The sequence below is a fragment of the Variovorax sp. PAMC28562 genome (assembly GCF_014303735.1).
Classification (GTDB): domain Bacteria; phylum Pseudomonadota; class Gammaproteobacteria; order Burkholderiales; family Burkholderiaceae_C; genus Variovorax.
Genome location: NZ_CP060296.1, coordinates 4,270,017 through 4,290,810 on the forward strand (window position 1 = coordinate 4,270,017; position 20,794 = coordinate 4,290,810).

Consider the following 20,794-nt stretch of genomic DNA (forward strand, 5'->3'; position numbering starts at 1 on the left):
GATCACTCCGTCGATGTCAAATAATGTCGTGCGACAACGGCATGTTGATGCTGCCGTCGATGAACTTCGTCGGCCCGTTGGCGTTAGGGTTGATGTCGAAGTCGAAGATCTCGGTCGGCAGCCAGAGCGTCGCGCACGAGTTGGGCACGTCGACGACTCCGCTGATGTGGCCCTGCACCGGCGCCGTGCCGAGGATCGAATAGGCCTGCGCCCCGGAATAGCCGAACTTCTTCAAATACTCGATGGCGTTCAGGCAGGCCTGGCGGTACGCGACGTTGACGTCGAGGTAGTACTGCTTGCCGGACTCGTCGACAGAGATGCCTTCGAAGATCAGGTAGTCCTTGTAGTTGGGCGTCATCACGCTCGGCTTGAAGATCGGGTTCTTGATGCCGTACTTGGCCATGCCGCCCTTGATGAGCGTGACCTTCATGTGCACCCAACCCGCCATTTCGATGGCGCCGCAGAAGGTGATTTCGCCGTCGCCCTGGCTGAAGTGCAGGTCGCCGACCGACAGGCCTGCGCCGTCGACATACACCGGGAAGAACACCTTGGAGCCGCGCGACAGATCCTTGATGTCGCAGTTGCCGCCGTGCTCGCGTGGCGGCACGGTGCGTGCGCCTTCTGCCGCCGCCTTGGCCTTGGCTTCACCCGTCAGGCGGCCCATGTGTGCGGTGCCGGCCGAAGGCGGGTTGGCGAGGCCGCCGGTCGGATTGGTGTCGATGAGTTGCTGCTCGCGTGTGTTCCACATGTCGAGCATCGACTTGTCCGGCAGGCAACCGATCAGGCCGGGGTGGATCAGGCCGGCGAAGTTGACGCCCGGGATGTGGCGCGAGCTGGTGAACATGCCCTTGAAGTCCCAGATCGATTTCTGCGCCTCAGGGAAGTGCTCGGTCAGAAAGCCGCCGCCGTTCTTCTTCGAGAAGAAACCGTTGAAGCCCCACAACGAATCTTGCTTGGCGCCGATGTCGAGCAGGTCGACCACCAGCAAATCGCCGGGCTCGGCACCCTTCACTCCCACCGGACCCGACAGGTAATGCACCGTCGTCAGGTCGATGTCGCGCACGTCGTCGGCGCTGTCGTTGTTCTTGATGAAGCCGCCGGTCCAATCGAAGGTCTCCAGAATGAAGTCGTCGCCGGGATTCACCCAGCAGGCCATCGGAATGTCCGGGTGCCAGCGGTTGTGAATGTTCTCGTTCTCGGTGGGCGACTTCGTCAGGTCGACCTTGATCAGCGTGTCTGTCATATCTATGGCTCCAGGGTTATGGTCAAACGGAAAGGTATGCCTTGATGTGGTTCACATCGGTCTTGTCGCGCGCGGTCTCGTGCACGAAGATGCCGCCCTCGATCACGAAGAGCCGGTCGGCCACGTCCATCGCAAAGCTGAGCACCTGCTCCGACACGATGATGGTGATGCCGCGCATCTTTCGGATCTCGTTGAGTGCCTTGGCGATGTCCTTGATGATCGATGGCTGGATGCCTTCGGTCGGTTCGTCAAGCAGCAGCACCTTGGGGTCTGTCACCAGTGCGCGCGCAATGGCGAGCTGTTGCTGTTGACCGCCGGAGAGGTTGCCTCCCTTGCGCCGCTTCATGTCCCACAACACCGGAAACAGCGCGTAGATTTCTTCGGGGATGCGGCGCGTCTTCGAGTTCTCGAGGCCGGTCTGGATGTTCTCTTCGACGGTCAGCGTCGGAAAGATCATGCGGCCCTGCGGCACATAGGCGATGCCCTTGGCGACGCGCACATAACTTTCGTCGCGCGACACTTCCTGGTCCGCCACTTTGATGCTGCCGCTCTTGATCGGCAGTACGCCCATCAAGCTCTTGAAGAGCGTCGTCTTGCCCATGCCGTTGCGGCCCATGATGGCGACCGTTTCGTTGGCGTAGCCCTCGAAGCTGATGCCGTGAAGTGCTTCGCTCTGGCCGTACGCGACGTGCAGGTCTTCTACCTTCAGCATGACGTTGCTCATCTTTGCTTCTCCAATGCTGCGGTGAGTTGGGGGGAACGTTGCGGGATGCTGGCAAACCTCATCAATGCCCCAGGTACACGTCGATGACCTTCGGATCCGCCTGCACCTGCTCCATCGGTCCCTCGGCCAGAATCTTCCCCTGGTGCATGACGGTGACCTTGTGCGCGATGCGCTTGACGAAGTCCATGTCGTGCTCGATGACGATGACCGAGCGGCCTTTACAGATGCGTTGCAACAGGTCGGCGGTGAGCTCTCGTTCGCGTGCGCTCATGCCGGCGATGGGCTCGTCGAGCATCAGCAACTCCGGCTCCTGCATCAGCAGCATGCCAATCTCCAGCCACTGCTTCTGTCCGTGGCTCAGCAGGCCGGCTTCGGTGTCGAGCTTGTCGTGCAGATGGATGTCTTCGGCGATGGTCTTGACGCGGCTCTTGACCTCGTCGGTGCACTTGAAGGCGAGCGCACCCATGACGGAGCGGCCGGCCGGGAACGACACTTCGAGGTTCTGGAAAACGCTCAGGTTCTCGTAGATCGACGGTGTCTGAAACTTGCGGCCGATGCCCAGGCGCACGCGCTTGTGCTCGGCCATCTTGGTGAGCTCGGTGTTCTTGAACTTGATGCTGCCGGCACTCGCCTTGGTCTTGCCGCAGATGAGGTCGAGCAGCGTGGTCTTGCCGGCGCCGTTGGGGCCGATGATGACGCGCAGCTCGTTTTTGTCGATGTAGAGCGTCAGCGCATCGATGGCTTTGAAGCCGTCGAACGAGACGGTCAGATCTTCCACTGCGAGGGCGAAGTCGGTATTGCTCATGGGGTGCTCGTGGAACGGGTTCAGGCGCGCTGCGGGCTGACGCCGTCGGGCAGCGTCGGCTCGGCGGCGCTGTCGACAGTGGCGGCCACGGCGGCCGCATGCAGTGCCGGCGACTGCGGTGCGTCGTCACCGAGCGGCAGCAACTTGCGGCGCTGCAGGCGCGGCCGGATGTGCTCTTCCCACACACCGGCCAGGCCCATCGGGAACGCCATCGTCACGCCGATGAAAAGACCGGCCATCAGGAACAGCCACATGTCCGGAAAGCTCTCGGAGAAGTACGTCTTGCCGAAGTTCACCAGCAGCGTGCCGTAGACCGCACCGACCAGGCTCATGCGCCCGCCGACCGCCGCGAAGATCACCATCTCGACCGAAGGAACGATGCCCACGAAGCTGGGCGACATGAAGCCGACCTGCAGCGAGAACAACGCCCCGCCGATACCCGACAGCGCGGCCGCCAGGCAGAAGGTGAAGACCTTGAAGTTGGCCACGTCGTAGCCGGAGAAACGCACGCGGTCTTCCTTGTCGCGCATGGCCAGCAGCAGCGTGCCCGCCTTGCCGGTCTGGATCCAGCGACACAGGATGATGCTGGCGAGCAGCAGCGCCACGCACAGGAAATACAGCACGTACTTGGCGTGGTCGGTGCGCGTGTCCCAGCCCAGCACCGTCTTCAGGTCGGTCATGCCATTGACGCCGCCGGTGTAGCCCTGCTGGCCGATGATGAGCACCGTCAAGATGAGCGCGACGGCCTGCGTGATGATCGCAAAGTACACGCCACCGACGCGCCGCTTGAACATCGCGAAGCTGATGATCCAGGCCAGCAGCGTCGGGGCCGCGATCACCAAAATGAGCGTGAGCGTCAGGCTCTTGAAGGGCAGCCACATCAACGGCAGTTCGGTGATCTGGTTCCAGTCCATGAAGTCGGGGATGCCCGGCGTGGTCTGGATCTTGGTGGTGATCGGGTCCGAGGCTTCGAGCTTCAAGAACATCGCCATCGCATAACCACCGATGCCGAAGAAGATGCCCTGCCCCAGGCTCAGCACGCCGCCGTAGCCCCACACCATCACCAGCCCGACGGCGACGAAAGCATAGGTAAGGTACTTGCCGATCAGGTTGAGCCGGAAGATGTCGAGGCTCAACGGCAGGATGACCACCAGCAGGATGGCCAGCAGCAGCAGGCTGCCGAGCTGGTAGCGCTTGATGAAGGTCTTGAGGGCAATCATTTCAGCGACGCACCTTGGAAGCGAAGAGACCTTGCGGCCGGATCATCAGGATGAGCACGATGAGCGTGAGCGTCAGCACCTTGGCCATCGAGCCGGCCATGAAGAACTCGGTGATCGATTGCGTCTGCGCGATACCGAAAGCCGACACCACGGTGCCCAGCAAGCTGGCCGCGCCGCCGAAGGTGACGACCAGGAACGAGTCGACGATGTAGAGCTGGCCAGAGGTCGGTCCGGTCGAGCCGATGGTCGTGAAGGCCGCGCCGGCGACACCGGCGATGCCGCAGCCGATCGCAAAGGTCAGGCGGTCGGTCTTCTTGGTGTTGATGCCGATGGCGTTGGCCATCACGCGGTTGGCGACCGTGGCACGCACGCGCAGGCCCCAGCGGCTCTTGCTGAGCGCGAGCAGCATGCCGCAAGTAACCACCGTGGTCAGCACCAGCACGAACATCCCGTTGATCGGAATATCGAGTCCGGGAATCGGCGCCCAGGAACCGAGCAGCCACTCGGGCAGCACCGGACTCACTTCCTTGGGGCCGATGAAGGTACGAAAGCACTGCTGCATCGCGAGGCTGATGCCCCAGGTGGCGAGCAGCGTGTCGAGCGGGCGCTTGTACAAGTGGCGGATAAGTGCCCACTCGACCAGCCAGCCGGCGACGAACGCAAAAAAGAACGCCAACAGGACGGCGAACGGAAAGTAGTACGGCAGCAGCGTGGGAGCATGCTTTTCGACAAGTGTCGAGCCGAGGTAGATGGTGTAGGCGCCGATGGTCATGAACTCGCCATGCGCCATGTTGATGACGCCCATCTGGCCGAAGATGACCGCGAGACCCAGACCCATCAGCAGCAGCACCGCGAACAGGCTCAGCCCCGCGAAGCCCTGCATCAGGCCAATGTTCAGCAACTCTGAAAAACTCATATCGCGCAGTCCTCGTGTGTTCTCCTTCCCCCGTTGGGGGAAGGTTGGGATGGGGGCACCCCCACCCCTGCCCTCCCCCAAAAGGGGAGGGAGTCAGATCACTGGTAACCCTTGGGGAATGGATCAGGCTTGATGAGCTCTGGCGATTCCGACACCACCTTGAAGCTCCCGTCCGGCAAGCCCATCGCAATGCGCGACTTGCTCCACAGGTGATGGTTGGCGTCGAGCTTCACGTAGCCTTCTGGCGCCTGCTTGAGTTCGATGCCTGGCGATGCGGCGACGACCTTGTCGACGTCGAAGCTCTTGGCGCGCTCGACTGCGGCCTTCCACAACCAGGGGCCGAGGTAGCCGGCCTGGGTCACGTCGCCGATCACCGAGTCCTTGCCGTACTTGGCCTTGAAGGCGGCAACGAACTTCTTGTTGTTCTCGTTGTCCAGCGACTGGAAGTACTTCATCGACGAGTAGAAGCCAGCGAAATTCTCGCCGCCGACACCGGTCATTTCGTCTTCCGTCACTGCCAGCGTCACGAGCAGTTGCTTGTCACCGGTGATGCCGGCTGCCTTGAGCGCCTTGTAGAACGCGACGTTGGAGCCACCGACCACGGCTGCATAGATGCAGTCGGGCTTTTGCAGCTTGATCTTGTTCATCAGCGAGCCGAAGTTGGTGCTGCCCAGTGGGTAGTACTCCTCGCCGACGACCTTGCCCTTCTGGAAATTCTCGATGTGCTTGCGCGCGATCTTCATCGAGGTGCGTGGCCAGATGTAGTCGGAGCCGATCAGGAAGAAGGTCTTTGCCTTCTTCTCGGTCTTGGCCCATTCCAGGCTGTACAGAATCTGCTGCGTGGCTTCCTGGCCGGTGTAGAAAACGTTCTTCGACTGCTCCAGGCCTTCGTAGAAGGTCGGGTAGTACAGCAAGCCGTTCTCTTTTTCGAACACCGGCAGCACGGCCTTGCGCGAAGCCGAGGTCCAGCAGCCGAACACCGCAGCGCAGTGGTCGTTGATGAGCAATTTCTTCGCCTTCTCGGCAAAGGTCGGCCAGTCGGATGCGCCGTCTTCTTTGATGACCTTGATCTTGCGACCGAGGATGCCACCCATGGCGTTGATTTCATCGATGGCGAGTTGCTCGGCCTGGATCGAGCCGGTTTCGCTGATGGCCATGGTGCCGGTCGACGAATGCAGCTGGCCGACGATGACTTCGGTGTCGGTCACTGCCAGCTTGGTCGTGTTGACCGAAGCGGTCGGCTGCGCAAAGGCAAGGCCACCCAGGCCCATCATGGGCAAAGCGGCGGCGCCCTGAAGCAAGCGGCGGCGGCGCATCGCAATGCGCTCGGGCGATTCATCGATGGACGGGTCTTGATCGCGGGACATTGGCGGTATCTCCAGGCTGGTTGAGGTTCAAAAGTGAGCGCGGGGCGCCGGGTATGCACCACAGCTGTGCGCTTTGAGTGATCGCACCGAGTGCGGCACACCGAGCGCCATGGCCTGCACTCTAGAAACGGAATGCGTACTTCCGAATACGTCAATCAACGTAGCCTTGCCGATCAGCCGTGCGGCGAGACTGGCGATCCGTCGATGAGTTCGCTTGCTCCGGCGGAACGGACAAGGAGCGCTTCTTGCAGAGTCTTGGGCAAACACCATTCCTGATTGAACGGAACATGCCGCCCGCGAACCCCTCCGCCACCTCTTCCGCCCCGTCCTCCACACCGTCTTCCACGACGTCGCCCGTCACCGGTCAAAAAATCTTTCGCATCCGTCGCGACTACAACACCTGGGTCGCCAACGAGACGCTGGAAGACTACGCGCTGCGCTACACGCCGCGCAGTTTTCGCAAGTGGTCGGAGTTCGGCGTGGCCAACACCGCGTTCGGCGCCACCTCGTTCCTGGCGCTGGAGGCCATCGGCGGCGCCATCGCGCTGAGCTACGGGTTCTCGAACGCGCTGTGGGCCATCCTGGTGGTCGGCATCATCACGTTCCTGACAGGCCTGCCGATTTGCTACTACGCCGCCAAGTACGGCGTCGACATGGACCTGCTCACGCGCGGCGCCGGCTTCGGCTACCTGGGCTCGACGCTGACCTCGCTCATCTACGCGAGCTTCACCTTCATCTTTTTCGCGCTGGAGGCAGCCATCCTCGCGCTCGCTTTGCAGATGTATTTCGACTGGCCGCTGGCAGCCTGTTACCTCGTCTCGTCGATCGTCATCATCCCGCTGGTGATGCGCGGCATCACGATGATCTCCAAGCTGCAGCTCTGGACGCAGCCGATCTGGCTGGTGCTGTTCCTTTGCCCCTTCATCGCGGTCGCACTCAAGAACCCACAGGCCTTTGCCGACTTCACCGGGCTGGTCGGGCGCATCTCGGGCAACAACGACTTCGATCCGCTGATGTTCGGTGCCGGCGCCACTGTGGCGTTCTCGCTGGTGGTGCAGATCGGCGAGCAGGTCGACTACCTGCGCTTCCTGCCGGAGAAGACCGCCGCCAACCGGCGCCGCTGGTGGGCGGCCGTGTTGGTCGCCGGGCCGGGCTGGATCGTGCCCGGCATGCTGAAGATGATGGGCGGCGCCTTCCTCGCGTTCCTTGCGCTGCAGCACGAGATCAAGCCCGACCACGCGGTCGAGCCGACGCACATGTACCTGGCCGGTTTCGCCTACGTCTTCAAGGACCCGGCATGGGTGCTGGGCATCACGACGCTGTTCGTCGTGGTGTCGCAGATGAAGATCAACATCACCAACGCCTATGCCGGCTCGCTGGCGTGGTCGAACTTCTTTGCGCGGCTCACGCACAGCCATCCGGGCCGCGTGGTGTGGCTGGTGTTCAACGTGCTCATCGCGCTCCTGCTGATGACGCTCGGCGTGTTCGCAGCGCTGGAGAAAGTGCTCGGCCTCTACAGCAACATCGCCATCGCATGGGTCGGCGCGCTGGTGGCCGACCTGGTCATCAACAAGCCGCTGGGCTGGAGCCCTAAATCGATCGAGTTCAAGCGCGCCCATCTGTACGACATCAACCCGGTCGGGCTCGTGTCGATGCTGGTGGCGGCGACGATCGCGATGGTGGCCTATGCCGGGCTGCTCGGGCGCTGGGCCGAGTCGTTCTCGCCCTTCATCGCGCTGTCGACAGCGCTGCTGGTATCGCCGTTGCTGGCCTGGAAAACCAAAGGCCGCTACTACCTGGCGCGCACCGACCTGCAGCACTGGACGCCGGGGCAGATCGTGCGCTGCTCGGTTTGCGACAACAGCTTCGAGTCCGAGGACATGGCGCACTGCCCGGCCTACAGCGCACCGATCTGCTCGTTGTGCTGCACGCTCGAATCGCGCTGCCACGACGCCTGCAAGACCGACTCGCGCGCGTCGGAGCAGATCAGCGTCTGGCTCAAGGCACTGCTGCCACCGGCGATTGCGTTGCGGCTCAACTTCCGGGTCGTCCACTACATCCTCGTCACGACATCGCTGATCGCCTTGCTCGCCACGGTGATGGGCATCGTCTATGCGCAGGAAGGCTTGCTCAACGCCGATGCCGCCGGCGTGTTTTTGCAAACGCCCTTTCTCAAGGTCTTCGCGATGCTGTCGATGGTGGTGGCCGTCGCCGCCTGGTGGATCGTGCTGGGCAGCGAGAGCCGCAAGATGGCGCAGGAAGAATCGAACCGCCACAACCACCTGCTCACGCTGGAGATCGAGGCGCACGGCCGCACCGGCGCCGCGCTTCAGGCCGCCAAGGAAGCCGCCGAAGCCGCGAACCAGGCCAAGACACGCTACGTGGCCGGCATGACGCACGAGCTGCGCACGCCGCTCAACAGCATCCTCGGTTACTCGCAGATCCTGCTGAAGAACGACGACACCGCGCGCCCGCCGCGGGAAGCGGTGCAGACCATCCACCGCAGCGGCGAACACATGCTGAGCCTGATCGACGGGCTGCTCGACCTGGCGCGCATCGAGGCCGGCCGCCTGCAGCTCGAGTCGATGCCGCTCGCCCTGCCCGACTTTCTGGAAGAAGTCGTCCGCATGGTGCGACCGCAGGCCGAGAGCAAGGGCCTGGCCTTCGTCTACACGCAGAGCGGCAGGGTGCCACCCTGGGTGCAGGCCGATGCCAAGCGGCTGCGCCAGATCCTCATCAACTTGCTGAGCAATGCGGTGCGCTTCACCGATGCCGGCAGCGTCACTCTGCATGTCGATGCACGCCGACAGGTGCTGCGCTTCGATGTGGTCGACACTGGCATCGGCGTGGCACCGCAAGACCATCAGCGCATCTTTCTGCCCTTCGAACGCGGTGCCGCCGGCAGGCGCCATGGCGGCGAGCCGGGCACCGGCCTCGGGCTCACCATCACCGGCCTGTTGACTTCGCTGATGGGCGGCGATCTGCAACTCGCGGACACCTCGTCGAAAGGCAGCGTCTTCAGCGTGCGTGTGTACCTGCGCGGGGTGGCCGACCCCGGTCCGCAGGTCGTCCCGCAGCGCGTGATTTCCGGCTACTTCGGCCCGCGCCGCACGCTGCTGGTGGTCGACGACCAACCGGTGCAACGGCAGATGCTGGCCGGCATGCTGGCGCCGCTGGGCTTCGATGTGCGCGAGGCTGCCAGCGGCACCGAGTGCCTCGACAGCCTGCGCCAGCACGTGCCCTCCGCCATCCTGCTCGACCTCAGCATGGACGACATGGACGGCTGGGAAACGGCAGGCCGCGTGCGCGCCGCCGGCTTTGCCGTGCCGATCATCATCGTGTCGGCCAACGTGTTCGAGAACCAGGCCGACAGGCTGCGACTGCACGATTGCCAGGCCTTCGTCGGCAAGCCGGTGATCGAGTCGGAACTCACCACCACGCTGGAGCGACACCTCGGCCTGCAGTGGCTGCAGCCGGGGCTGGTGCTGGCCGGCGGGCAGACATCGGCAGAAGCCGCGCCCGAATTGCTGACCTTGCCCGAAGAAGCGCGGCACGAGCTCATGCGGCTGGTTCAGGTGGGCCATGTGCGCGGCCTGCAGCAGGCGCTAGACCGGCTCGCAGCGGCGCACCCCGACCTGGCCGCCACCTGCACGCACTTGCGCGGCATGGTGGCTCGCTTCGATCTCGACAGTTTCAAGAACGCACTCGCCGAGGAGGTCCATGCCCCCAATTCCTGAAGCCGACCGCCCCGTGGTGCTGGTGGTCGACGATGCACCGAGCAGCCTGGGCATGTTGTGCGACACGCTGGAGGCCAGCGGCTACACCGTGCTGGTCGCGGCGGACGGCGAATCGGCGCTGCAGCGGCTCGAACTCGTGGTACCCGACGCCATCCTGCTCGACGGCATGATGCCGGGCCTCTCGGGCTTCGAGACCTGCCGCCGCATCAAGGCCAACCCGGCGCTGGCGCACATCCCGGTCTTGTTCATGACCGGCATGTCGGAGACGCACGACGTGGTCGAAGGCTTTGCCAGCGGCGGTGTCGACTATGTGGTGAAACCGATTCGTGCGCAGGAGGTACTGGCGCGACTGCACACGCATGCCCGCAACGCGCGCATCACCCGGATGGCGCGCGACGCCGTCGATGTGGCGGGCATGGGCGTGGTGTTCGTCGACACGCGCGGCCGGCTGGCTTGGCGCTCACCGCAAGCCGCGCTGTGGCTGCACGCGCTCGGCGAGCCCGCCGAGCCCGGCCATTTGCCGGCGGCGCTCGAAGACTCATTGGTCCACGGCAGCACGCGCGTCCTCACCACCGCAGGCGGCACGCGGCTGTCGGTGCGCAACCTCGGCGCGGCCACGCTGGGCGAAACCATGCTGCTGCTGGCCTTGCACAAAGAAGGCCCCGCCGCATTGGCGCGCCTCACCGAAGCCGCGCTCACGCCGCGCGAGACCGAGGTGCTGTCATGGCTCGCCAAGGGCAAGACCAACCGCGACATCGGAGACATCCTGGGCATGAGCCCGCGCACGGTGAACAAGCACCTGGAACACATCTTCGAGAAGCTGGGGGTGGAGACGCGTTCTGCTGCGGCGGCGTTGGCGAGTGGGCATCTGGTGTGATGCGAAATGAGGCGCCCTCAAGCAGTCTTGCGCTTGATGATCTGCGCCGATGATTTTGGCCGGCCGCGCTGCTTCTCCCGGATCAGGTCTGCCAATAGCTTTACTTTGGGCTGCGGCGAGTCCTTGCGCCAAATGAGCATGGTCCTCACCGTCCGGAAATCACCCTTGAGCTTGTGCTCCGAAAGCCTCGCGCGCTCGGTGTAGGTGTCCAACACGGCCGCCGGAATGAGCGCGACGCCCATGCCCGCTACGCAACACCCAAGGATGGCGTGGTAAGAGCCGACCTCGATGATCCGACGCGGCGCCATGTTGTCTCGAGCGCACCATGCTTCCAGTCGTTGACGATGTGGACAGTCGGGCTCGAAAACCAACAGCGTGCCGTTTCGGATGTCGTGAGCAGAGCGAATCGGCGGGTGACCGGCAGGACCAATGATGACCAGTTGCTCCGTACACACTGCAAGACTGTCCAACCGCGGATCGGAGACTGGTTCAGCGACCAGTGCTGCGTCGAGTTCCCCCGACAACACGCGGATCGTCAGCGGACGCGGCGCGCCCGTCCGAAGTTCTATCGACAGCTCCGGGTAGCGCTCGTGGATTTGCCCGAGAAGCGCCGGTAGACGGATGGCCGCTGTGCTTTCCATAGAGCCCAGATGAAGTACACCGCGCGGCATTTGTTCATGCATGGCACCACGCGCATCTTCGGCTAGCAAAAGCAGGCGGTTAGCGAATTCAAGAAGCACCTTGCCCTGCGGTGACAACTGGAGACGCCTGCCCTCCCGGCCGAAGAGTGCGACACCGAGGTCGTCTTCAAGATTCTTGATGCGCGTCGTGACATTAGACGGAACACGATGCAGGAGCGCGGCCGCCCGCGTGATACCGCCGGCCGTAGCGACGGCTTGGAAAACGCGCAAATCGGACAAGTCCATATTCTGAATTTGAGAATGAAATAGTTTTAATTATTCACTTTATAAGACAGCATCAGATTCCTAAACTGCGATCACTTCATTGCCGAAGTCTCACCGCTCCTTGAAAGACGCCCCATGATCCTGACCGTTTTCAGATCCAGACTGAACGCCGAATCCCAGAACGAATACCAACAATCTGCCGCACGGATGAGTGAACTCGCCAAGGGCATTGCCGGCTACATCTCGCACAAGGGATTCACCGCCGCAGATGGCGAACGTGTGACGATTGTTGAGTTTGATTCCGAGGAAGGCCTGCGGGCCTGGGCGACCCATCCCGAGCACGTGGAGGCCAAGAAAATGGGGCGGCAGGTGTTCTTCTCGGAGTACCGCGTGCAGGTTTGCAACGTCGTTCGGGACACCGCGAACAGAAAGCCCGCCACGCATCGCGTCGATGCTTGAATGCGAAAAGGATGTCGATGCGGATGCGATCGTTCGCAACGCGGAGCGATCCAGCGACAAGCCACGTCAACTTCAGGGGTCCTGGACCAAGGCGGCGATGCTGGCAGCCGTTGGCGTCGATTGCGCGATTTCCAATAACATGCTGCCCCGCCAGAAAAGGCCGCGATTATTGCGCAACGATCGGTCGGGCTGGAGCGGCGGCTTCTGGCCGATCAGCCACACGATGGCACGTCGATAGTCTGATTCAGAAGTCTTGCCCTCGACCACATCGTCCGTCATGACCGCCCGATGACCCGGCGGCACAAGGCGTCAGCCGACTCGGCTTGCCAGTAACCACCGACACGAACTATCGCGCTAACCGTTAGAGTTTTTAGCGAGGTTCACCTCGCACAACAAAGACTCGATGAACAACCAACAGCTCCCACCTGACCGATCCACCGGCTCGACCCCGCTTCGACTGGCGCTGATCGCCGCCGTCGTCGCAGTGATCGCAGCCGCGTTCGCCTACACCGCGGGCTGGCTTTCGCCCGACCGCGTCACGCAGACCAAAATCGTCGACAACCTCGCGCCACCCGGCGGTGCAGCATTGGGTTTCCGCCGCAATCATTCGAAAGGCATCTGCTTCACCGGCACCTTCGACTCCAATGGTGCAGGCGCTGCGTTGTCCAAGGCGCAGGTCCTTTCGCCCGGCAGCTTTCCGGTGACTGGCCGCTTCAATCTTGCAGTCGCCGACCCGAACACCGAAGACGCGACCTCGCGCGTGCGAGGCCTGAGTCTGCGCATTCAATCGCCAGACGGGCAGGAGTGGCGCTCCGCCATGATCGATGCGCCGTTTTTTCCGGTCGCGAGTCCGCAGGCTTTCTACGAGCTGCAGTTGGCACAACAGTCGAAGGCTCCGGGCGCGATGAAGAACTTTGTCGGCACGCATCCAGAGCTGGCAGTGTTCGGCCAATGGGCGGGCAGTGCGCCCTTCACAGGCTCCTATGCCGAGAACCCCTACAACAGCCTGAACAGCTTCATTTTTACCAACGCGCAGGGTCAAGATCAGGCGATACGCTGGTCGTTCATCCCAGCCGCGTCGGCAGTCGCCGTGCCGGTAGACGAGCTCAAGAAACGCGGCCCCGATTTTCTGGGCAAGGACATCACGGATCGCGTCGCGCAGTCGCCTCAACGCTGGAGCTTGATGGTCACCGCGGCCAACCCGGGCGACCCCACCGCAGACCCGAGCAAGGCCTGGCCTGACGACCGACGCAAGATCGACGTGGGCGCACTCGTCGTGCGCAAGATCGAGCCCGAAGCCGACGGCCCCTGCCGCGACATCAACTTCGATCCGGTCGTGCTGCCCGCGGGCATGCGCACTTCAGACGACCCGTTTCCGGCCGCGCGCTCCGCTGCTTACTCGGTGTCTTACAACCGCCGGACCGCCGAAGAAAGCAGCTATCCGCGCACCGCTTCGGGAGCCAAGCAATGATTGCCAACACGAGCCCGATCAAGCATCGATTCACGCCACTCCAGCGTGCACTGCACTGGCTGATGGCGATCTGCATCATCGCGATGCTCTTCATCGGTGTCGGCATGGTCTCGACGATCAAGCCGCAGTACCTCACGCTGGTGTCGATACACAAGCCACTGGGCATCGCCATCCTCGTGCTCGCACTCATCAGGCTGATCGTTCGCTGGCGTGACGGTGCGCCGCCGCTGCCGGTCGGCATGCCCGAGCCGATGAAGATTGCAGCGCGCCTGTCGCATGTCGTTTTCTACCTGCTGATGATCGCGATGCCGCTGATCGGCTGGGCGATGTTGTCGGCAGCCGACTATCCGGTGATCGTTGCCGGCCTGCATCTGCCGGCCATCGTGCCGCCGAACCCAGGCTTGCACAGCGTGTTGTGGAAGACGCACCAGTTCCTTGCGTTTGCCTTCTTCGCGCTGATCTTGGTCCATTTGGCTGCGGCACTGCTCCACAAGCTCGTGCGACGCGATGGCGTGTACGAGGCGATGGGGCCGTCCGGTGGATCAGTCGCTGCAAGTCGCGCTGATTGAGCGGTCGTAACTCGAGCCTGTTGAACCAGCTGAGAACCGTCTTCCCCGTGCGTCGCGCCACAGTGCTGGTCGGCGCCTTTCTGCTGGCCGAGCGGTCCAGTTTCGTTGTGAAGGCTGCCACCGAAGTCATGTAGCACCGCACCGCATCATCCAGCCTTCAACCGACACGCCGCCCGAACAATCCTGTTCACTGGATTCGGCTCCATGTCCCGAAACAACATCGGCCGCGGGTTGCCGCCGTAGTCGGCCACAGTGTGCGGCTCGCCTTGCCACAGCGGCTGCGCGTAGTACCTTGCCTGCACATAGGCTGCACGCCGCGCCTGGCAGTCGAAAACCACCTGCGACTCGTAAGACCGGTAAGGGATGTTGTCCCAATTGACGCGTTCCGCCGATCGATTGACTCGGACGTTCATGCGCTTGGACGTCGGACTGCTGTCGCCTTCGACGCCGATCGCCACCGGGTCGACCTGCACGGTGTTGGAGGCCGGATCACCCGGATTGCCCGCCACGGTGAACCACTCGATTCGCAAGGGTGTTTGCGCATGCACCACCGAGGCCGCCGCCGCTATCACCATCAGCACCACCACCACCACCGCCGCTCCCGCCAGCCACACCCTCATTTCGTCATCTCCGTTCTTTGTCGATGTACACGTTTTCGAACATCGCGCGTCAAGCCGCTCAAGACGCACTCCCAAGCCGCTGCAGCGCCTCCAGCGACCGCAGCTCGATGCGGCCGCAGCCTATAACCCGATCACTCGATCCTTCGGCAGCGCATTCAGTTCTTTCGACAGGGTCCGGGGATGCCGGCAACCATGGGGTGGCCTCCATCGCGGCGCGATGCGGCGCTGAAAGACGAGGTTTTACAGGCGACGGCATGGGCTAGAGCTGGAGATGTACCGGAGGCAGACCGGGGGTTTACCAGAGGTGATTATTGTCAAATTTTTGACAGTTGCACAACGGGTGCAGGGCTACAGTGGTCGCACGCCCTCAAACAACAACGGAAGACAGACACGATGAATGCAAGAGCGAACTTCGTCCGCATGCAGGACAGCACACGCGAAGACTGGCAAACGATCGGCGGTGAATTCATGCAGTTCGCAGGCGGCCTGCCGGAGCGGGTGGTCAAGCATCTGCAGATCCTGGAAGGCGACTACGGCGGCTTTCCGATCGACCGCTACACGCACTCGCTGCAGACCGCGACGCGCGCGCTGCGTGATGGCCGCGACGACGAGTACGTGGTGTGCGCGCTGCTGCACGACATCGGCGACACGCTCGGCGCCTTCAACCACCCAGACATCGCCGCCGCCATCCTCAAGCCCTTCGTGACCGAAGACAACCTCTGGATGGTGCAGCACCACGGCATCTTTCAGGGCCACTACTTCTTTCACCACATCGGACTCGATCGCAACATGCGCGACAACTTCCGCGAGAGTCCCCACTACGACCGCACGGCCGAGTTCTGCGAGCTCTACGACAACCCGGCCTTCGACGCCACCGCCGAGACACTGCCGATTGCAGAGTTCATGCCGATGCTGCAGCGCGTGATGGCGCAGCCACGGCAAAGCATCTACAAAGCGGCCGCAGTCAAGACCGCACCCGCCACCCCCGAAACCGTCTGAAGGAACACCCCATGAACGCCAGTACCCAAAACGTGAAGCAACTCGTCTCCGCCGAAGAATGGCAACTGCGTGTCGATCTCGCCGCCTGCTATCGCCTGGTCGCGCACTACGGCTGGAGCGACCTCGTGTTCACGCACATCACCGCGCGCATCCCCGGCCCGGAGCATCACTTTTTGATCAACCCGTACGGCCTCATGTTCGACGAGATCACCGCGTCGAGCCTGGTGAAGATCGACATGCAGTGCAACAAGGTGATCGATTCGCCCTACCCCGTGAACCCGGCCGGCTTCGTCATTCACAGCGCCGTGCACGAAGCGCGCGATGACATCGTCTGCGTCATGCACACGCACACGCGTGCGGGCGTCGGCGTCAGCGCGCAAAAGAACGGCATCCTGCCGATCAGCCAACAGTCGACCTTCGTCCTGAGCTCGCTGGCGTATCACAACTACGAAGGCGTGGCCTTCCGCGAAGAGGAAAAACCGCGCCTGCAGGCCGCCCTTGGCACTGCCAATTTCCTGATGCTGCGCAACCATGGGCTGCTGGTCTGCGGCAAGACAATCGCCGATGCGTTCTTGTCGATGTACACCTTCGAAAGCACCTGCCAGATCCAGATCGCGGCGCAGGCCGGCGGCGGCGAGCTGACGCAAGTGAATCCCAAGATCGTCGAAAGCGTGGGCCTGGCAATGAAGGTGCAGACCGGCGGCCTGGGTGGCACGTTCGTCTGGCCGTCGCTGATCCGCAAGCTCGACAAGCTGGACCCGACGTACAAGGACTAGCCCGGGAGGATCGACCGCGGCGTGCCCGAGCTGACCCGGGCACGCGCCAGAGCCCCGGCGCGCATACTCCGCACTTTGCGGGCCACTGCTGTGCGGCCCGGCTCACATGCCCGGTTATCAAGTCAAGCTGGAGCACATCGCCGTCGAGGGCGTCGACGACCTCGTCATTCGCTCGCTGCTCGACCGCCAACAATTCTCCGATCCGCAAGGCGAAGCGCACGACCTCGGGATCTCTTCCGCGACCTGGCCGCTCTTCGGGCTGCTCTGGCCTTCGGGCGCAGAGCTCGCGGCACGCATGGCACAGCGACCGGTGATCGCAGGCAACCGCATTCTTGAAATCGGATGCGGACTGGCACTGGCGAGCTTGGTCGGTCATCGACTCGGCAACGACATGACGGCCAGCGATTGCCATCCACTGGCCGCCGCGTTCTTGCTCGAAAACTTGCGCCTCAACAACCTGCCGCCGATGAAGTACCGGCATGGCGACTGGCGACTGGCGCCACCGCCTTCGACGCGCGCCCTGGTGCACGGCTTCTTCGATCTGATCATCGGCAGCGATCTGCTTTACGAACGGGACGACGATGCGCACTTGGCGGGCTTTATCGGCCGCCACGCCGCTGTCGGCGCCGAGGTGTGGATCGTCGACCCGAACCGCAGCAACCGCCCGGCCTTCAATCGTCAAATGGCGAACGAGGGGTTCTCGATGCAAGAAGAAAAGCTCGACCGGCTGGCGACGGCGCAAAGCGCTGCGTACAAGGGGCGCATGCTGACCTATCGGCGGGATTGAACGCTACGTTGTTGTGTGGCGGGCGACCGTAGACTTGTCTGCAATGACCCATACGATCTCTCCTGCGGTCGTCGCCGCCTTCGCACCCAACGGCACGCTGCGCGCATCGATCAACCTCGGCAACCCAATTCTTGCCAACAAGGACGCGAGCGGTGCACCGGTCGGCGTGTCGGTCGACTTGGCCCACGAGCTTGCGCGTCGGCTCGGTGTCGGCATCGAAGTGGTGCTGTTCGATAAGGCTGCAGCATCGGTAGAGGCCGTCAAGAACGAAAAGGCCGACATCGGCTTTTTCGCCATCGATCCCGCCCGCAGCGAAGGCTTGCGATTCACCGAGCCCTATGTGCTCATTGAAGGCAGCTACCTGGTGCCGGACGTGTCTTCGCTCACCGACAACGCCGAGGTCGATCGCACCGGACGGCGCATCGCCGTCGGCTCAGGCAGCGCCTACGACCTCTTCCTCACGCGCGAAATCAAGCAGGCCGAAATCGTTCGCATGGCCGGCGCTTCGGCGGTGCTTGCCGCACTGCGTGACGGCCAGGTCGAGGTCGCGGCCGGCATTCGGCAACTGCTTGAAGGCGAGGCGCGACGTGCGGCCGGCGTACGGATGCTGCCCGGCCGCTTCATGGTGATTCAGCAGGCGATGGGACTGCCGGCCGGTCGCGGCGCAGAAGCGCAAAGCGTGCTCGCCGCCTTCGTCGAAGAAATGAAAAGCACGGGCTTCGTTGCCGATGCGTTGAAGCGTCATCGCATTGAAGGGGCTGCGGTGGCGCCATCGCAGCCGGCGCCCGCCAAATCAATCTGAACTCGCAAGAAAGAACATATGACCACTCTCATCCAAACGAAGAGTCTGGGCGGCGCATTGCTCATCGCAGTACTGCTCGGCGCCTGCACCTGTGCTGGGGATCGTCAACGCGCGTTAGGTCGCACCAGCCCGACATCGGGGGGGAAGCCGCACCCGCTCCGACGCGATCAGCGATAACGCGCGACCGTCAGGCCTTCCATATCGATCTCCGGCTTGCGCCCGTCGATCAGATCCGCCATCACGCGGCCTGTACCCGCTGCCATGGTCCAGCCTAAGGTACCGTGGCCGGTCGCCAACATCAGGTTGTCGATGGACGTTGCACCGATGACGGGCGTGCCGTCCGGAGTCATGGGGCGCAAGCCGGTCCAGAAGGTCGCATCCTTGACGGGACCGCCGCGCGGGAACAGGTCGGTGACCACGTGTTCGAGCGTGTCACGCCGACCCTGATCGAGCGCGAGGTCGAAGCCAGACAACTGTGCCGTGCCGCCGACGCGGATGCGATCGCCCAGGCGCGTCACCGCGACCTTGAAGGTCTCGTCCATCACCGTCGATTCGGGTGCGCCACTGGCGTCGGTGATCGGCACGGTGATCGAGAAGCCCTTGACCGGGTACACCGGCAAGCCGATGCCGAGCGGCTTGAGCACGGCCGGTGAATAGCTGCCGAGCGCGACCACATAGCGATCGGCTTCGAAGGTGCCGGCATCGGTGCGCACGCCCGTGATACCGACGCCGTGACGTTCGATCGCCTGGATCGAAACGCCAAAGCGGAAGGTCGCGCCCGCCGCTTCGGCCAGCTTGGCCAGCGCCTGGGTGAACTTGAAGCAGTCGCCCGTTTCATCGCCCGGCAAACGCAGTCCGCCGACGAACTTTTCCTTAACGCCCGCGAGTGCCGGTTCGTATTGCACACAGCCATCGCGGTCGAGCACCTGGTACGGCACGCCGGATTTCTTCAGCACTTCGACGTCTTGCGCGGTGCCGTCGAGCTGGTGTTGCGTGCGGAACAATTGCAGCGTGCCCTGTGCACGATCGTCGTACTGGATGCCGGTGTCGGCGCGCAAGGCTTTGAGGCAATCGCGGCTGTACTCGGCCAGGCGCACCATGCGACCCTTGTTGATCTCGTAGCGTGCCTCGGTGCAGTTGCGCAGCATCGACAAGCCCCAGCGCCACATGGCGGGGTCGAGCATCGGCTTGATGACCAGCGGACTGTGCTGCATCAACATCCACTTGATGGCCTTGAGCGGCACGCCGGGACCAGCCCAAGGTGCCGAATAACCAGGAGAGACTTCGCCGGCATTGCCGAAGCTGGTCTCCATGGCCGGTGCGGGTTGGCGGTCGAGCACCGTGACTTCATGGCCGGCACGGGCCAGGTAATACGCGGTCGAGGTGCCGATCACACCGCTGCCCAGGATCAAGACTCGCATGCCAACCTTTGTTCGTTTCTTACAGATCCAGTGCGTCGTGCAATTGCTGTGCCGACCAGCGCTGCCGCATCGGAGACGCACCGGAAGACTGGCCCGCCTGCGCCGCCGCTTCCAGCAATGCGACCATCTTCGCATTGCGTGGCGCGCTTGTGTTCAGCGATTGGGCGAGCCGCACGACCTCGCCGCTCAGCGCATCGATCTCGGTGCGGCGGCCCAGCGCGAGGTCGTCGGCCATGCTGGAACGCGCCTTGGCATCGATCTTCAGCATGCGCGCGGCGACGATGCGAAACAGCCAGTCGGGCAAGCGGAGCAAGCCCGGCAAGCGATGGGCCGGCAAGGCAGCCACTTGCGCTGGCGCGATGCCCGCGCGCTGCAGCACCGACAGTGCCTCGTCGATCAACGCAGCGAAGCAGCGGCGATAACCGCGATCGAGCAGTTGGTCCCGCAGCGGCAAACCCGACAGCGCATTGACCGGGTTGTTGAGGTTGAGCAGCAGCTTGCCCCATTGCACGGGCAGCAGGTCGATGTGCAGATCGAGCGGCACACCCGCGCGTTCGAACACCGGCAACCAAGGTCTAAGCGCTGCATCGTCCTGCGCAGCAAGCCGGCCCGGCGTGCCGCGGTGGAATGCACCGGGGCCGATCTCTGCCACGTTGTACGGCACCATGCCGGGCAGCACGTTCAGATGCGGCGCAGCACGCGAGGCCACGGCCGCGTTGGAGATGCCGTTCTGCAACGAGAGGACCGGCGTGCCGGGCGGCAAGACGGCGCCGAGTTGCGCGGCAGCCTCGGCGGTCGCACCGCTCTTGACTGCGAGCAACACCAGGGCAGGTCGTGTATTCGCAGGCACCTCGGCGAGCAATCGCAAATCGGCGGCAGCAACGTGATGCTTCGCGCTATCGAGATCGGTCAATGACAGCCCATGCTGCGCGAGCGCCTGCAGCACGCGTGGCCGGCCGACGAAGGTCACTCGCACGCCCGCCGCCGCGAGACTGCCGCCAATGAAGCAGCCGATGGTTCCCGCGCCCATCACCAGCACCTCTGGCACTTCGCCGGGCACACCGTTGGCGAAGGCACCGGTCATGGCTTGCACCGT

The 20,794-nt window shown here is 63.3% G+C and carries 20 protein-coding genes; 9 read left to right on the top strand and 11 right to left on the bottom strand.

Annotation, left to right across the window (positions count from 1 at the left end; genetic code table 11):
• Positions 1–16: 16 nt before the first annotated feature.
• From fmdA to urtA, 6 genes are all read right to left on the bottom strand, one after another.
• Positions 17–1,243 (bottom strand): formamidase, encoded by a 1,227-nt coding sequence (fmdA, locus tag H7F36_RS20005; protein WP_187052417.1) that lies wholly within the window; start codon positions 1,241–1,243, stop codon positions 17–19.
• 22 nt (positions 1,244–1,265) lie between these two features.
• A complete protein-coding gene (urtE, locus tag H7F36_RS20010) occupies positions 1,266–1,955 on the bottom strand; it encodes an urea ABC transporter ATP-binding subunit UrtE (protein ID WP_187055114.1) in 690 nt (229 codons plus the stop codon).
• Between the two features lie 73 nt (positions 1,956–2,028).
• Entirely contained in the window at positions 2,029–2,772 is a 744-nt protein-coding gene (gene urtD / locus H7F36_RS20015; RefSeq protein ID WP_187052418.1) for an urea ABC transporter ATP-binding protein UrtD, read from the bottom strand.
• Between the two features lie 20 nt (positions 2,773–2,792).
• Positions 2,793–3,992, bottom strand: a complete 1,200-nt coding sequence (gene urtC, locus H7F36_RS20020; RefSeq protein WP_187052419.1) for an urea ABC transporter permease subunit UrtC — start codon at positions 3,990–3,992, stop codon at positions 2,793–2,795.
• A gap of 1 nt (position 3,993) precedes the next feature.
• Positions 3,994–4,908: an urea ABC transporter permease subunit UrtB gene (gene urtB, locus H7F36_RS20025; protein WP_187052420.1), complete on the bottom strand. Its 915-nt coding sequence runs from the start codon at positions 4,906–4,908 to the stop codon at positions 3,994–3,996.
• Between the two features lie 98 nt (positions 4,909–5,006).
• Complete coding sequence (gene urtA / locus H7F36_RS20030) at positions 5,007–6,275, bottom strand: urea ABC transporter substrate-binding protein (protein ID WP_187052421.1); 1,269 nt, start codon at positions 6,273–6,275, stop codon at positions 5,007–5,009.
• A gap of 287 nt (positions 6,276–6,562) precedes the next feature.
• Between urtA and H7F36_RS20035 the strand changes: the two genes are divergently transcribed.
• Entirely contained in the window at positions 6,563–10,012 is a 3,450-nt protein-coding gene (locus H7F36_RS20035; RefSeq protein ID WP_187052422.1) for an ATP-binding protein, read from the top strand.
• A complete protein-coding gene (locus H7F36_RS20040) occupies positions 9,996–10,889 on the top strand; it encodes a response regulator transcription factor (RefSeq protein WP_187052423.1) in 894 nt (297 codons plus the stop codon). The genes H7F36_RS20035 and H7F36_RS20040 overlap by 17 nt, the downstream gene beginning before the upstream one ends.
• 17 nt (positions 10,890–10,906) lie before the next feature.
• Here H7F36_RS20040 and H7F36_RS20045 read toward each other — a convergent pair whose 3' ends face one another.
• Positions 10,907–11,815, bottom strand: a complete 909-nt coding sequence (locus tag H7F36_RS20045) for a LysR family transcriptional regulator (RefSeq protein WP_187052424.1) — start codon at positions 11,813–11,815, stop codon at positions 10,907–10,909.
• A 114-nt stretch (positions 11,816–11,929) separates the two neighbouring features.
• Here H7F36_RS20045 and H7F36_RS20050 point away from each other — a divergent pair, with 114 nt between their 5' ends.
• Entirely contained in the window at positions 11,930–12,253 is a 324-nt protein-coding gene (locus tag H7F36_RS20050; RefSeq protein ID WP_187052425.1) for an antibiotic biosynthesis monooxygenase family protein, read from the top strand.
• Positions 12,254–12,325: 72 nt separating this feature from the next.
• Here the strand turns inward: H7F36_RS20050 and H7F36_RS20055 are convergent, their stop codons facing one another.
• Positions 12,326–12,532: a hypothetical protein gene (locus tag H7F36_RS20055; protein WP_187052426.1), complete on the bottom strand. Its 207-nt coding sequence runs from the start codon at positions 12,530–12,532 to the stop codon at positions 12,326–12,328.
• A gap of 124 nt (positions 12,533–12,656) precedes the next feature.
• Between H7F36_RS20055 and H7F36_RS20060 the strand changes: the two genes are divergently transcribed.
• Complete coding sequence (locus H7F36_RS20060; RefSeq protein WP_187052427.1) at positions 12,657–13,724, top strand: catalase family peroxidase; 1,068 nt, start codon at positions 12,657–12,659, stop codon at positions 13,722–13,724.
• Positions 13,721–14,293, top strand: coding sequence for a cytochrome b (locus tag H7F36_RS20065; protein WP_187052428.1), 573 nt, complete (start codon positions 13,721–13,723; stop codon positions 14,291–14,293). Before H7F36_RS20060 ends, H7F36_RS20065 begins: the two co-directional genes overlap by 4 nt.
• 146 nt (positions 14,294–14,439) lie before the next feature.
• On the opposite strand, the gene H7F36_RS20070 is transcribed toward H7F36_RS20065, so the two are convergent.
• Positions 14,440–14,913, bottom strand: coding sequence for a surface-adhesin E family protein (locus H7F36_RS20070; RefSeq protein WP_261802414.1), 474 nt, complete (start codon positions 14,911–14,913; stop codon positions 14,440–14,442).
• Between the two features lie 393 nt (positions 14,914–15,306).
• On the opposite strand from H7F36_RS20070, the gene H7F36_RS20075 reads away from it, so the two are divergent.
• The 4 genes from H7F36_RS20075 to H7F36_RS20090 all read left to right on the top strand — a co-directional run bounded on the left by H7F36_RS20075 (position 15,307) and on the right by H7F36_RS20090 (position 18,277).
• Positions 15,307–15,912 (top strand): HD domain-containing protein, encoded by a 606-nt coding sequence (locus H7F36_RS20075; RefSeq protein WP_187052429.1) that lies wholly within the window; start codon positions 15,307–15,309, stop codon positions 15,910–15,912.
• Between the two features lie 11 nt (positions 15,913–15,923).
• Positions 15,924–16,688 (top strand): class II aldolase/adducin family protein, encoded by a 765-nt coding sequence (locus tag H7F36_RS20080; protein WP_187052430.1) that lies wholly within the window; start codon positions 15,924–15,926, stop codon positions 16,686–16,688.
• A gap of 106 nt (positions 16,689–16,794) precedes the next feature.
• Positions 16,795–17,475, top strand: a complete 681-nt coding sequence (locus H7F36_RS20085; protein WP_187052431.1) for a class I SAM-dependent methyltransferase — start codon at positions 16,795–16,797, stop codon at positions 17,473–17,475.
• Positions 17,476–17,518: 43 nt separating this feature from the next.
• Entirely contained in the window at positions 17,519–18,277 is a 759-nt protein-coding gene (locus H7F36_RS20090) for an ABC transporter substrate-binding protein (protein WP_187052432.1), read from the top strand.
• Positions 18,278–18,444: 167 nt separating this feature from the next.
• Here the strand turns inward: H7F36_RS20090 and H7F36_RS20095 are convergent, their stop codons facing one another.
• On the bottom strand, positions 18,445–19,698 hold the full coding sequence (locus H7F36_RS20095) for a D-amino acid dehydrogenase (RefSeq protein WP_187052433.1): 1,254 nt from the start codon (positions 19,696–19,698) through the stop codon (positions 18,445–18,447).
• Positions 19,699–19,717: 19 nt separating this feature from the next.
• Complete coding sequence (locus H7F36_RS20100) at positions 19,718–20,782, bottom strand: 2-dehydropantoate 2-reductase (RefSeq protein ID WP_187052434.1); 1,065 nt, start codon at positions 20,780–20,782, stop codon at positions 19,718–19,720.
• Positions 20,783–20,794: the final 12 nt, after the last annotated feature.